The 13,031-nt window shown below is 49.1% G+C and carries 14 protein-coding genes; 12 read left to right on the top strand and 2 right to left on the bottom strand.

Annotation, left to right across the window (positions count from 1 at the left end; genetic code table 11):
- Nucleotides 1–76 precede the first annotated feature (76 nt).
- From HPY31_RS11945 to HPY31_RS11925, 5 genes are all read left to right on the top strand, one after another.
- Nucleotides 77–760, top strand: a complete 684-nt coding sequence (locus HPY31_RS11945; RefSeq protein WP_172140883.1) for a response regulator transcription factor — start codon at nt 77–79, stop codon at nt 758–760.
- Nucleotides 726–2,159 carry a HAMP domain-containing sensor histidine kinase gene (locus HPY31_RS11940; protein WP_172140882.1) on the top strand — a complete coding sequence of 478 codons (1,434 nt, stop codon included), beginning with the start codon at nt 726–728 and terminating at the stop codon, nt 2,157–2,159. Before HPY31_RS11945 ends, HPY31_RS11940 begins: the two co-directional genes overlap by 35 nt.
- A 143-nt stretch (nt 2,160–2,302) precedes the next feature.
- Complete coding sequence (locus tag HPY31_RS11935) at nt 2,303–3,898, top strand: efflux RND transporter periplasmic adaptor subunit (RefSeq protein ID WP_172140881.1); 1,596 nt, start codon at nt 2,303–2,305, stop codon at nt 3,896–3,898.
- Between the two features lie 4 nt (nt 3,899–3,902).
- Entirely contained in the window at nt 3,903–4,634 is a 732-nt protein-coding gene (locus HPY31_RS11930; protein ID WP_172140880.1) for an ABC transporter ATP-binding protein, read from the top strand.
- On the top strand, nt 4,621–5,832 hold the full coding sequence (locus HPY31_RS11925; protein ID WP_172140879.1) for an ABC transporter permease: 1,212 nt from the start codon (nt 4,621–4,623) through the stop codon (nt 5,830–5,832). The genes HPY31_RS11930 and HPY31_RS11925 overlap by 14 nt, the downstream gene beginning before the upstream one ends.
- Before the next feature lie 606 nt (nt 5,833–6,438).
- On the opposite strand, the gene HPY31_RS11920 is transcribed toward HPY31_RS11925, so the two are convergent.
- On the bottom strand, nt 6,439–6,780 hold the full coding sequence (locus HPY31_RS11920; protein WP_172140878.1) for a hypothetical protein: 342 nt from the start codon (nt 6,778–6,780) through the stop codon (nt 6,439–6,441).
- A gap of 216 nt (nt 6,781–6,996) precedes the next feature.
- Between HPY31_RS11920 and HPY31_RS11915 the strand changes: the two genes are divergently transcribed.
- From HPY31_RS11915 to mscL, 3 genes are read left to right on the top strand one after another with little or no spacing between them, the layout of a single operon-like run.
- Nucleotides 6,997–7,845, top strand: a complete 849-nt coding sequence (locus HPY31_RS11915; RefSeq protein ID WP_172140877.1) for a nucleoside hydrolase — start codon at nt 6,997–6,999, stop codon at nt 7,843–7,845.
- 4 nt (nt 7,846–7,849) lie between these two features.
- Nucleotides 7,850–8,782, top strand: coding sequence for a nucleoside hydrolase (locus HPY31_RS11910; protein WP_172140876.1), 933 nt, complete (start codon nt 7,850–7,852; stop codon nt 8,780–8,782).
- A gap of 13 nt (nt 8,783–8,795) precedes the next feature.
- Complete coding sequence (gene mscL, locus HPY31_RS11905; protein WP_172140875.1) at nt 8,796–9,260, top strand: large-conductance mechanosensitive channel protein MscL; 465 nt, start codon at nt 8,796–8,798, stop codon at nt 9,258–9,260.
- Nucleotides 9,261–9,296: 36 nt separating this feature from the next.
- Here the strand turns inward: mscL and HPY31_RS11900 are convergent, their stop codons facing one another.
- Nucleotides 9,297–10,070 carry a YheC/YheD family protein gene (locus HPY31_RS11900; protein ID WP_172141029.1) on the bottom strand — a complete coding sequence of 258 codons (774 nt, stop codon included), beginning with the start codon at nt 10,068–10,070 and terminating at the stop codon, nt 9,297–9,299.
- Between the two features lie 161 nt (nt 10,071–10,231).
- On the opposite strand from HPY31_RS11900, the gene HPY31_RS11895 reads away from it, so the two are divergent.
- The 4 genes from HPY31_RS11895 to murQ all read left to right on the top strand — a co-directional run bounded on the left by HPY31_RS11895 (nt 10,232) and on the right by murQ (nt 13,023).
- Nucleotides 10,232–11,068, top strand: a complete 837-nt coding sequence (locus HPY31_RS11895; protein ID WP_172140874.1) for an AraC family transcriptional regulator — start codon at nt 10,232–10,234, stop codon at nt 11,066–11,068.
- Nucleotides 11,069–11,144: 76 nt separating this feature from the next.
- A complete protein-coding gene (locus HPY31_RS11890) occupies nt 11,145–11,510 on the top strand; it encodes an MmcQ/YjbR family DNA-binding protein (RefSeq protein ID WP_172140873.1) in 366 nt (121 codons plus the stop codon).
- Nucleotides 11,511–11,515: 5 nt separating this feature from the next.
- Nucleotides 11,516–11,893: a VOC family protein gene (locus HPY31_RS11885; protein WP_172141028.1), complete on the top strand. Its 378-nt coding sequence runs from the start codon at nt 11,516–11,518 to the stop codon at nt 11,891–11,893.
- Between the two features lie 221 nt (nt 11,894–12,114).
- A complete protein-coding gene (gene murQ, locus HPY31_RS11880) occupies nt 12,115–13,023 on the top strand; it encodes an N-acetylmuramic acid 6-phosphate etherase (RefSeq protein WP_172141027.1) in 909 nt (302 codons plus the stop codon).
- Nucleotides 13,024–13,031: the final 8 nt, after the last annotated feature.

Below are 13,031 nucleotides of genomic sequence, written 5' to 3'. Positions count from 1 at the left end.
CCAGACATCTGCTTGACATATTCATGTCCTACGCTAAAGAGAGGATGAGTCCGAGCAGAGGGGAGAAAGGACGAGCATGCATAACATCTTAATCGTGGAAGACGAACTACCCATCTCTCGGGTATTGAAGGCGTACTTGGAAAAGAACAACTTCCGGGTTGAACAGGCATTTAACGGCGAGGAAGCAGAGCAGAAGTTTGATTCACACAATCCTGCGCTCGTGTTGCTGGATGTGATGCTGCCTGGACGAAGCGGATGGAGTATTCTCGAATATATTCGGGCGAAAAGCTCGTGTCCTGTCATCATGCTGACAGCGTTGGGACAAATCGATAACAAGTTGGCGGGCTTGAACAAAGGCGCCGACGACTATATCACCAAGCCCTTTATTGCCGACGAAGTGGTCGCTCGCGTACATGCAGTATTACGTCGCTCGAAACAATTGATAGAAGGCAATCATGTGAAGCAGTTTGGCAGTCTGAAAGTCGACTTCAAGGCGTATTCTGTGATGCTGCACGGCATCGAACTGGCGTTTACACCAAAGGACTTGTGTCTGTTTCTTTTTTTGGCGCAGTACAAAAACCAGACGTTCACCAGGGAACAGCTCATCGAGCAGGTGTGGGGGATGGATTACGAAGGAAGTGATCGCGCAGTAGACCTCGCGATCAAGCGCATCCGGCGATCTTTGGAGAATTGGCCGACATCCGAAGGGGAAATCCGTACCTATCGTGGCTTGGGCTACAAGCTGTGTGTATATGAGTGAGAAAAAACGCACCTCTTTGTTTCGCTATTGGACGACGCGATACTTGATCATTTTGTGTATCGGCCTTTTCGTGATCGGGATTGCATCCAGCTACTGGATTTCTTATAGCGAGACTCAAAAACGCCTTGATTTTATGAGACTGATGGCAGCAGAAGTAGCGGATCGGGTCGTTGATATGGAAGGCAGAGTAAAAATGGCTCCGTTCTTGTTTCGTATTGTGGACAGTCGCCAGGAGTCACTCGGAGTCAATTACAAGCCAATCATGATGATCCTGGATGAACACAAGCAACCAGTATTTGGCGTACCCGGTCCTTTTTCTGGTGAACTGAAGCGCCTCGCGCCTAATCTGGTGGAGGCGGATGACAGCTTGACACAGTTTGAGCTTGCGCGGGGAGACGAAGTGCTTTTCGTGAAGGAAAGCATTAAGGTTGATGATAGAGTGGTCGGATGGGTCATGCTGTTCACCCCACAAAAACAGCTGATACGCAGTATGACCGAATTCCAGTTGCTTGTGTTCATGCTTCTAGGTCTCGGTTTGCTAGGCTGGCTCGTCATTTATTTGCTGACGAAAAAGCTGTCTCAGCCGATTAAGGATGTGGCAGATGCTGCCAAACAAATCGTAATGGGAAACTACGAGATTCAATTGGATAAAAACAAGCGCGAACAAGAAGTGTATGAACTGATCCATTCCTTTGAAGAAATGGCAGAGCGATTGAAGCAGCTGGAAATGATGCGTACCGAGTTGTTGGCAGGGGTAACTCATGAACTGAAAACACCTGTTACGTCCATCAGTGGGCTGGTGCAAGCCGTGAGGGAAGAGGTTGTGAGCGGTGAGGAAGCCAAGGAGTTTTTGGATATTTGCACGAAGGAAACGACACGTCTAATAAAGATGGTAGAGGATTTGCTCGATTTTAACTCTTTTGCGGTCGGTGACATTCGCATTCGCAGGCAACCTCAAAACATGCAGGAGCTGATCCGGGAAATTACGCACCAATGGAGAATATTGCAAGAAGAAGAGAAGCTCAGTCTGCACATCGAAAGTACCTCTGATCCGATCATGATAGATACCGACCCGCTGCGTGTACAGCAAATTATGTACAATCTCCTAAACAACGCAGCACAAGCGATGGAATCGGAGGGGCGGATCGTCGTGTCACTATCTGCATCAGCAGAGGAGATTCGCATTGACGTAAAGGACAATGGAAGCGGGATACCAATAGAAGAACAGTCTTTGATTTTCGAGCGATTCTACCGAGGCGAGGACAAGAAGCACATCATCCGTGGGCTGGGGCTTGGTTTGTCTTTTAGCAGAATGATTGCCCAAGCGTTAGGAGGTATGTTGACTCTGACTGAGAGTACGGCCTCAGGAAGCACCTTCACGTTGATTTTGCGAAAATAATCCATGCATGATCATAAAACGACCTGGTTCTCTGGTCGTTTTTTTGTGTTTTCATCTGACTTTTCCCTGACGTATTCGTTCCGTATAGTGGTCGCAACCAAAAAGACAAGTCTTCAATCAAGCAGACAGTAGGAGGACTGAGCGTGACTCACAAGGAGAAAAAGAGAGAGCTGTTTTCGAAGGCAGGAAGCAACAAGAAAAGATGGATCGTTGGAGCTTTGGCTGTCGGGGCCGTGATTGTTTCAGGCGGTATCTTCAGCTATCAGTCGTTTTTTACCCCGCAAACGGCGCAGGCCGCTTTTCAAGTGGAGACGGTAAAAAGGGGAGACATCTCAGAAGTCGTGCAGGCATCAGGCACTGTCCAGGCTTCCAAACGCTCGTCTCTCTCGTTTGCTGATGCAGAAGAAGCCAAGGATGCGATTTCTACTATTCAGGTAGGTGTTGGTGATGCTGTAAAGGCAGGGCAAGTTCTGGCGACGATGGACGATTCCGTAGCGAGAATCCAGGTGACGAATGCGGAAGCAACTCTTTTATCGGCGCAAGCCAAGCTAGAGGAGGCACAAAAGCGCAAGAGTCCCGCAGAAATCACTTCTTTGCAAGCCGCCGTCAATCAGACCAAGAACGAATGGGAGCTCGCCAAGCAAAACATTGACGGGCAAAAAGCGGCGAATGACGTGGAGAAGGCAAAGGCAAACCTAGCGAGTGCCCAGAAGACGTACACTTCCCAGCAGACCTTGTTCGCGGCAGGTGCGATTGCCAAGAGTGAATTCGACAGTGCCCAGGCCTCGTTGGACCAAGCCCAGCGCGATTACAACTCAGCAGTATTGACAGCCGGACAGACTACAGGGCAGGCCGGTGTGAAGGTAGAGCAAGCACTGGCTGCGTATCAAACAGCGCAAGAAGCGTTACAGGAGGCGAATGAAGGACCGGATGCTGCCACAGTGTTATCGGCCAAAGCAGCGGTAGAACAGGCAAAAGCGGGGCTGCAACAGGCACAAAAGGCATGGAGAGCAGTCACCTTGAAAGCGCCGATGGATGGAGTGATCGTCCAGGTAAACGGCAATGTAGGCGAAATACCCGGCAATGATTTCATTATCATGGATAATTCGAATAGCGGAGATTTAGAGGTAGTGGCCCAAATTAGCCAGAGTGATATCGGAAAAGTGCAGGAAGGCTTGCCTGTGACGTTTACGACGAGTTCTTATGCGGACGAGACGTTCCGTGGAAAAGTAAAGCTGATCTATCCAGAAGCGAAAACCGACGCTGGAGTCACTACTTACGATGTGCTTTTGTCTGTGGCAAATCAGGATAACAAATTGAAGATCGGGATGACGATGAACGTCGCGATCGAACGAGGAACCCATAAAAATGTGCTCGTGGTACCTGCGGAAGCGCTGCAAACGCAAAACGGCAAGGATGGCGTGTATGTGCTACGGGATGCTGCTGCACAAAAATCTGAAGAAGGAACGGAAGGGAATCAGGCTGAGGCGAAGCAAGCGAATAACCGCAGTGGAGGCAAAGCGGGCAGAGCGAATATGCCGTATCGATTTGTTCCGATTAAAATGGGGTACTTCACTGCCGATCAGGTAGAGGTGACGGAGGGGCTTGCCGAAGGAGAGCGTGTCGTCATCCTCATGAATACACAGACCTCGTCTGGAACGAGTCAAAATGGAAATCGAATGGGCGGCGGTATGCCAGGATTCGGCGGAATGGGCGGCGTCCAGATAAGGGGACGGTAGGCAGATGAAACCGGTCATTCAAATAGAAGAGCTGAGAAAACAGTACGTCATCGGAGACCAGGAGATTTATGCGCTCAGGGGTGTCAGCTTGTCGATTGAGGAAGGGGATTTCGTGGCAATCATGGGGCCGTCTGGTTCAGGCAAGTCTTCGATGATGAATGTGATTGGCTGCCTGGATAAGCCTACTTCGGGAGAATTTTTTTTAGACGGCTATCCTGTATCACTAGCACAGGATGATGAATTAGCAGTCATCCGCAATCAGAAAATCGGATTTGTTTTTCAAAACTTTAATCTGTTGCCACGTACGACCGCAGTTGAAAATGTAGAGCTGCCCCTTTTATATGGAGGCGCGCCTGCACGGGAACGAAGAGAAAAAGCCATCCGGGCATTAACGAGTGTCGGACTGGCGGAGCGATTGAACAACAAGCCCAATGAGCTGTCAGGTGGACAACAGCAACGGGTGTCGATCGCGCGAGCTCTCGTCAATGATCCCGTCATTCTGCTGGCAGATGAGCCGACAGGAGCGCTGGACACAAGGACGAGTGAAGAGATCATGGGTATTTTTCAAAAGCTCAACGATGCGGGCAAAACGGTTATTTTGGTGACCCATGAGCCTGATATTGCGGAGTATGCCAAGAGAATCGTCCGGTTTCGTGATGGGCAAATCATCGCGGATGAAGTGGTGGAGGATCGCAGGAGGGCGTCGATGGAGGGTAGAGCAGATGAGTTTTCTTGAGTGTGTACGCATTTCCTTTCGCAGCATCAGGGCAAATGGCTTGCGCTCCGTTCTCACGATGCTGGGAATTATCATCGGTGTGGCTGCTGTTATTGCGATGGTGGCGATCGGCGAAGGGACTTCCACGTCTGTTGCTTCGCAGATCAATGGTTTAGGGAGCAACCTTCTGATTGTCACACCTGGTCAGGCGACACAAGGCAGGGTAAGCCTTGGGGCTGGCTCATTGAATACGCTGACGATGGCAGATGCAGAAACCCTGACACAGAAAGAGTCCATTTCGGGTGTGGCTCCCAGCGTCAATGCGCGGGGACAGATTGTCTGGGGAAGCCATAACTATTCCAGTATGCTCGAGGGGACGTCAGCCGATTTCCCCCAGGTGAGGAATGTAGAGGTGGGACAAGGGCGCTTCTTTAGCAACTTTGAAGTGAAGATGCAATACAACGTGGCTGTCGTGGGGACAGAGGTGGTCAGCAACCTGTTTAAAGGAGCGAATCCAGTAGGGCAAACCGTTCAAATCAACCGAATTCCGTTTACGATCATAGGCGTATTGCAGAGCCAGGGGAGCTCAGGCATGACAAACAACGACGATCGGATCATCATTCCGATTACCACTGCGATGAACAGGCTGACCGGAGGCAAAAACGTGGGCTCGATCTACGTCTCGGCAGCATCGTCGGACTTGATGGAGAAGGCGCAACAAGATATTCAGCAAGCCCTTCGTGCCAATCACAAACTACGGCCACAAGCTGCCGATGATTTCCGCATCACGTCCCAGTCAGACATTTTAAGTACAGCTCAGTCCGTATCCAGCTCGATGACCGCGCTTTTATCTGGTATTGCCGCGATCTCGCTGATTGTTGGTGGGATCGGCGTGATGAACATCATGCTTGTATCCGTCACGGAGCGGACAAGGGAGATCGGAATTCGCAAGGCGATTGGAGCCAAGCGGGGAGATATTCTCCGCCAGTTTTTGATCGAAGCGGTTACGCTTAGTCTGATTGGCGGGGTAATTGGCATTGCCTTAGGGGTTGGGGCTGCGTTTTTAGTTAGCAAGCTCGGTCAGATGGCAACCTCGATTAGTCTGTCGCCGATCATGTATGCGTTTTTGACCTCTACATTGGTCGGTGTCATTTTCGGTGTGTATCCGGCGAGAAAAGCAGCACAGCTCAAACCCATTGACGCACTACGGTATGAGTGAGTGTGTAATTTTACCAATCGGGGGCATACTAGCCGTGAGAGGTGTTGGTGCTGATGGAAAAAAGCGTTCAATTTTCCGTACCATGGCGAGAAGCGACACGTATTGTACAAAGGATCAAAACTAGCAAATTGCGTTATTTTGTCAGACAACAAGAGGGTAAGACCAGTGTTGCATTCGTCTTTCCTCGTGTTAGCGTCAGCCAATACGTCTATTTGTATATCATTTTTGGACCAAGAGCTGCTGATGTGCTCAATAACGATAGCAAATAGAAAGATCCCTGATGGCCTTAAGCAGGCGTCAGGGGTTTGTAATAATTCACAGGAAAACAAAACCTGACACTTTTCGATAGGACTGTTTCATAGTACAATTCGAATATGAACGAACTTGGGGAAGTTCGGGATGGCGGCACCCAATCTGTGCAGAAGGGCCGCCTCTTTTTTTTTGCTCATAGGATATAATAGGTACAATTACCTGAATGTACAGCTAGAATGAGTGAGTAGTGGGATATAAAATAAGCTTATTCACGTGAATATAACGTACTACTCTCTCCCAGGATTTGATCTTGGGGCTTTTTTTTGTCCAAAATGCATGAAAAAAAGCCGTTTCTCATGACGGCTCTGTTATCGATAGAGTAGGTTGAAAGCTTCCTTTCAGCAAGGCATCAATCAATTGCTCCTGTGTGAGAGAAATCGTGATGCCTATCCCAGGCAGATCGACAGAAAAAACATTCTCCAGGTACAAATACCAGAGGTGGCCTGTCGGCTCGATGGAATAGACGTGTATATTTTTCTGGGAATGCTGGCCAGCCTTTTGGATTTCCCGCAAAGCTGTATACAGTTCTCCCCAAATAGGCAGATAAGGCTTCGTTCGGTGCTGCACGATCGCTTGGATCAGTTGGTTTTTCGCGAGAGAAATAGCATCCATGGTTGGGTGGTTCAACGAAAGCATGACCGTTATACTCCTTTTGCATGGCATGGGGCATTCGTCTTTCGTGATGGCGATTTCTGTCGAAGTTATGAATAAGTGTAAAATAGTTATCGGCTCGATGCAAGAGAAGAGAAGGTAGAGATGAGCATTTGGATATTTGACGGTTGCTCTTGATTTGGATAGCATAGGAAAAGCGGTTTTGACAAATGGAAATAGCGAGAAGCGGGAGATGAGATTGTGGCAAAAAAACACCGGTTGATTATCGAGTTTTGCGGTGGATTTGGTCAAGGGTTGGCCTTGTTGTATGCTTTGCGGTCGCCTGATGTTCAAGTGGCAGGAATCATTTGCAGTGACACGCAGTCAAGCTTGGTTAGCAAGCTGATTGATTTTGCGCAGCCAGGCTATGAAATTCCAATTGTGACAGGTGCCAAGCAGCCCCTTTTCTCAGGAACGATAGAGACGAGCACCTCGGAAGGTGTACGGCTCCTTGCAGAAGCGAAGCAGGATGAGGAAAGTGACTTGACGCTCGTGACGTTTGATCGTTTGACGACGCTAGCTTTGGCTGTCACGCGTGATCCACTGTTGGCGCGTAAATTTACGAGAATCGTTGTGCAGGGTGGAGCGATACGCGTACCAGGAGACGTCACGGCTATTGCCGAAACAAACATGTACCGTGATCCAGAAGCAGCTGCGCTCGTTTTGGCAGCCCGCTTGCCACTTGTGCTTGTTCCATTAGATACAACCAGCTCGTTTCGTTTGAAGGAAGAGCAAGTACATACGCTGGGGAGTCTCGCACAAGCAGTTGGCTTGCTCGATAGAACGGCGATGTCTGACGTGCCATTCGCCGTTTCTGGTGGAGCGCTCCATGCATGCGTAGCGATGCTCGCGGCTCTCTCGCCTGATAAGATACGGCCGGAGCAGATGAAGCTCTCAGTCGAATGCAAAAGCGAATTATCACGCGGTGCCATTTTAGCCGATTTACGGGCGAAACCGAGTGTAGGAACCGATACAGTCGTATGTGTTGAGGTTGAGATGGCAGAGGCAGAGCGCTTTTTGCAAACCGTTTTGGATCAGGGAGGGGTATAAGCGCATGGAAAAAATCATTTTGGATGTAGATACCGGGATTGATGATGCGATGGCGATTGCTTATGCCGTTCACTCGCCTGCTCTTGAAGTGTGTGGGATTACCACGACTTTTGGCAATATCACGGTGGAGGAAGCAACACGCAATACCTTACAGGTGCTCGAGCTGCTGGGTGCGTCTGAGATTCCTGTCTATCAGGGGGCATCGAAGCCGATTGTTCGCGAGCTTACTGGAAAAGCAAGGCTGTTCCACGGTGAAAACGGGCTAGGCAATGTTGTCCTTCCAGATCCATCGACAAAGGCTCAGCCACAGAGTGCCACACAATTTCTCATCTCTACGATAAAGGAAAATCCTCACGAAGTGACACTCGTGACCGTCGGGAGCATGGCCAATTTGGCGCGGGCGATTATGGCTGCTCCAGAAATTGTATCTCTTGTCAAACGAGTGGTCGTGATGGGAGGAGCTGTAACGGTGCCGGGGAATCGCACGCCAGTAGCGGAGGCGAATATTTGTGCCGATCCGGAGGCCGCAGCGTACATCTTCCAGTCTGGTATTCCTGTGACGCTCGTAGGCCTGGATGTGACGATGCAAACGCTGCTTACCCGCGAACACTTGCGGGAATGGAGAGCGAAGGATACACGCTTAAGTCATTTTTTCGCGGATATGTGTGAGGTGTACATGGATGCCTATGCAACAGTGGGTAATTTGCGCGGCTGCGGTCTGCATGATCCGTTGGCGGTAGGTGTCGTCATTGATCCGACGTTTGTGAAATCAGTCCCGATGCATGTTGCGGTAGATACATCCGGGGGAGCCAGTGATGCCCGTACGATTGGAGACAGACGGGAGCATCCAGCGCAGCCGCCGAATGTGGACGTATGCCTGGAGGTTGATCATGAACGGTTTGTCAGCCATTTTTTACAATATGTTTTAGGTGAGTAAGGAGGAAGTCATTATGTTAAAAGAGTTTAAAGAGTTTGCGTTAAAAGGAAATGTAATGGATCTCGCTGTTGGTGTCGTGATCGGTGGGGCTTTCGGGAAAATTGTAACCTCGCTTGTTAATGACATCATTACTCCCCTGATCGGATTGCTTCTGGGCAAGGTGGATTTCTCCGGCTTGTTCATCAATTTGAGCGGAGTTCCTTATAAGACACTCGCCGAAGCAAAAGCAGCACATGCTGCGACGCTGAACTACGGGTTGTTCCTCAACTCTGTGATTGATTTTGTCATTATTGCCTTTTCTATTTTTATCGTCATCAAGCAGCTCAACCGTTTCAAACGCAAGCAAGAAGTGGTGGTAGCACCTGTAACGACCAAAGAGTGCCCGCATTGCATCTCCGCGATTCCGATCAAGGCTACGCGCTGCCCGAACTGCACCTCCATGCTGGAGACAAAAGGAACGGCATTGGCACACGAATAAGACATATACAGGAATCAGACAAACAGAGGAGGGCAATTATGCCTTCCTCTGTTTTCGTTTCATGCGGTTTTTATACTGATAGTGAAGTCTTTTAATCGTATGATAATAGGTCTTGTCTTTGAGCTTGGCAAACAGCCCATGGGATGGAAAGTCGTAATTGACCTCAATAATGGAGAGGTTTCCAGCTTTATCTATGGCAAAATCGACGCCGATTTGCGAGCTGTGCCGATATTTATTAAAGTGGGCACATACACGGTGACTGATTTGGATCAACAAAGAGACGATCCCTTTTATCTTGTCGGGTGTGACAGCTCCAGACTTTTTCAAGGCATGCGGGACTGTTACGGCATATCCGCCGCCGCGAGCGACATTGGTAATAATACTGTCGGCACCAGCTACCTTGGCTAGCATGCCAGCATATTGCCATTTGCCCAAGCCATTGCGCATCATCATGACGCGAATATCAAAGGGACGAGCGTCGATTTCAGCTAAGTCCAGCCCTTTTTGTATGACATAATTTTTTTCTGTGCACTGCGCGGCAAGCTGCTGCTTCAAGTCAGCTAAAGAATTTGCTTGCACAGGCTCTCCGCGCTCCTTCACAAATTGATAGTCTCCACGATCTGTTTTCCAGACACGAATAATGCCTTTCCCCATATGGGTTCTCGTCGGTTTGATATAGACGGTAGAATACTTCGCTAAATACGAGTCCAAGCTTGCGGGCTGATATAAAGCAGTAGGCGGCAGGTAAGGACGAATGTAAGGACTTTTTGAAAAGAACTGGTGAAGGCTCCACTTGGAGGAGGAGATCACATCATGCACCTCACTTTACGAAAAATCCATTCGTCCCAGCATATGCAGAAGTGTTCGCGACCGTTTTTATTTTGACAAGGGACGTTTTTCAAAAAATGCCAAGGACGTAAGAAGGAGTTAAAGGATTGTGGGGGAATATATGTTCTAATCATAGGAGAAGGATGGCGAAAATCATGCGGCAATTCCGTCCGGTGCAACCTCCGACTCTGCAACGAGCGAGCGCCCAAAATGCCTATCACTATCAGGAGTACATGCCTAGCAAATGTCTGGTGAACGATATCGCCTGCTACTGGACCTCAGAGTACGACGGTAAAGGGATAGCACCTGCAAGCCGAGTCATACCCGATGGATGCGTCGATATTATTTTCAATCTCGGTGCCACTTCCCATCAGAAGGGGGCATTTCTAACGGGACTGATGAGGACGTATGAGGTGATCCCATTGACTGAACCACAATCCATGATTGGCATCCGATTTTACGCGGAGGGAGCAGCTCGCTTTTTGCGCTACCCTGTCGCCATGATCAATGGACATCATCCGAATCTGGAAGACATCTGGGGTAAAGAGGCAGATGAGGTGATAGAAGCCTTGCTCGAAGCTTCCAATACGGCGGAGCGGATCGCTTTGTTGGAGCGGGAGCTTATCAAACGATGGTGGATGGATGATTCAGCAGACCCGTTGCTATTGACCAGTATGAACTATTTATATGAATACAGAGGAAATCTTTCCATGACCGCACTCGCCGAGAAAGTGAATTACAGCGAGAGAACCTTGCGCAGGACGTTTCAACAACAATTGGGTATGAGCCCGAAGGAACTGGGCCGAATCATTCAGTTTCAAGGGCTGCTGCAAATGCTGGCTAAGGGAATACGCACTTCGTTTACGGATGCAGCTCTCCAAAGTGGCTATTACGATCAGTCGCACTTGATCAAGAGCTTTCACACTTTTTACGGTGTAGCTCCAAGCAAAATGATCTCGCCAGATCGCGCGAATGGATAGTCTTTAAAAGTTGTCCGTTTTTTACAATCTTCTTTTGGTGAGACCCGTTATCTTAAAGAAAGGATGGTGAATTCATGTGAATGAACAAACATTAGATACATACTGTCGGAAGCAGCCCGGTGTCACCCATGACTATCAGATGGATTGGGAATGCGATCGCTACCATGTCGGAGGCAAAATTTTTGCCATGATCGGAGGCGATTCCAAAGGTGCGCGCATCCTCACCTTGAAATGCGATCCGATGCGCGCAGAGGAATTGCGCGAAACCTACGAAGGAATCGTACCCGGCTATCATATGAACAAGTCCCATTGGAATTCTGTCTACCTGGACGCTGATATTCCCGAAGGCTTATGGGAAAGGATGATCGAGCATGCGTACGAAACAGTGCTCCAAAAACTGCCCAAGCGCGTCCAGCAAGAAATCATGAATAAAAAGGAGTGAGTGATGTGGGAATCAAGCTTGATATGGTAGGGATTGTTGTACAGGACATGAAAAAAGCATTGGATTTCTATCGAGTACTCGGTTTCGATATTCCCGAGGGAGCAAACGAAGAGCCGCATGTGGAGGTAGCGCAGGACGGTGTTCGTTTGGCCTTTGATACAATAGAAGTTGCCAAGGGTGTGTATGGAGGATGGGAAGCACCTGTCAGGCATCGGATTGAGCTGGCATTTTTGTGTGAGAATGCTACGGCGCTTGATGCGTTGTATACGAAAATCATTTCCCATGGCTACGAGAGTCACCGTGAGCCGTGGGATGCGTTCTGGGGCCAGCGATATGCCATTGTGAAAGACCCGGATGGAAACTTGATCAGTTTGTTTGCGTAATACGATCCTTACATAAGAAGACAAGCCGAGCCTTTATGAAAGAGGTTCGGCTTGTTTGCGTTTGGAGACGGATTCATTGGCTTCTTAATTATGAAATAAAATTTAATTATAATTAGTTGATTTGCGTAATTTTACTGCATATAATGAGGGTGATAAAGGGATTGAATTTTCGGTCAATGAACAAATGGGGGTTTTTGACTATGCATCAACCTCGAAAGAGTATGAAGCTGGAGAACTTGCAAGCATTGACGACCGAAGGAAAAAACGAGAGCAGCAGTGATTTGGATCAATTGAGTGTCCGAGGCATTGTACAAATGATGAACGATGAGGACAAGAAGGTTCCTTATGCGGTAGAGCGCGTCCTCGATCAAGTATCTGACGCGGTAGAGGTCATCACCCACGCATTGGAACAGGGCGGAAGACTGTTTTACTTTGGTGCTGGAACGAGTGGACGTTTAGGGATCTTGGATGCGTCCGAATGCCCGCCGACCTTTGGTACCCGGCCTGAGCTCGTTCAAGGTGTGATTGCTGGCGGACCACCCGCAATAGTACGCGCTGTAGAAGGTGCAGAGGATTCTTTTGAATTAGGTCAAGAAGATGTACATAAATACGGCGTGACCCTAAATGATGTGGTCGTAGGGATCGCAGCCAGTGGACGGACTCCGTATGTACGCGGTGTTTTGGCGGAGGCACAGAAGATCAAGGCCAAGACGATTGCTGTCTCTTGCAACAAGCCTTCGCCCATGAATGAAGGCGTAGATGTAGCCATTAATGTCGTCGTAGGACCGGAAGTATTGACCGGATCGACGAGGCTCAAGGCAGGAACGGCCCAAAAGCTGGTGCTGAACATGCTGACGACAGCGACGATGATTCGTTTGGGCAAAGTGTACGGAAATCTGATGGTCAGCGTGCAGGCGACAAATCTCAAACTGAAGGAACGCGTAAAGCGGATCATCATGGAAGTGACCGGAGCGAGTTACGAGGAGGCGGAGAGGCTGGCTGATCAGGCAGACGGAGATGCGAAGACAGCCATTATCATGAAGCTGACCGGATCAAGCAGGGAAGAGGCCACACGTCTGTTGAATGTTACCAATGGAAGAATCAGGGAAGCCATTCAGCAGTTGGACTAAGACTTTGG

Source organism: Brevibacillus sp. HB1.3, assembly GCF_013186635.1.
GTDB lineage: Bacteria > Bacillota > Bacilli > Brevibacillales > Brevibacillaceae > Brevibacillus > Brevibacillus brevis_D.
Note: the sequence above shows the minus strand (reverse complement) of the source record. Positions and strands in the feature narration are given on the sequence as shown.

What these genes read in the sequence shown, in the direction of transcription:
- HPY31_RS11945 (WP_172140883.1), top strand. Translation starts at nt 77, where the DNA reads ATGCATAACATCTTAATCGTGGAAGACGAACTACCCATCTCTCGGGTA.
- HPY31_RS11930 (WP_172140880.1), top strand. Translation starts at nt 3,903, where the DNA reads ATGAAACCGGTCATTCAAATAGAAGAGCTGAGAAAACAGTACGTCATC.
- HPY31_RS11925 (WP_172140879.1), top strand. Translation starts at nt 4,621, where the DNA reads ATGAGTTTTCTTGAGTGTGTACGCATTTCCTTTCGCAGCATCAGGGCA.
- HPY31_RS11920 (WP_172140878.1), bottom strand. Translation starts at nt 6,780, where the DNA reads ATGCTTTCGTTGAACCACCCAACCATGGATGCTATTTCTCTCGCGAAA.
- HPY31_RS11910 (WP_172140876.1), top strand. Translation starts at nt 7,850, where the DNA reads ATGGAAAAAATCATTTTGGATGTAGATACCGGGATTGATGATGCGATG.
- mscL (WP_172140875.1), top strand. Translation starts at nt 8,796, where the DNA reads ATGTTAAAAGAGTTTAAAGAGTTTGCGTTAAAAGGAAATGTAATGGAT.
- HPY31_RS11895 (WP_172140874.1), top strand. Translation starts at nt 10,232, where the DNA reads ATGGCGAAAATCATGCGGCAATTCCGTCCGGTGCAACCTCCGACTCTG.
- murQ (WP_172141027.1), top strand. Translation starts at nt 12,115, where the DNA reads ATGAAGCTGGAGAACTTGCAAGCATTGACGACCGAAGGAAAAAACGAG.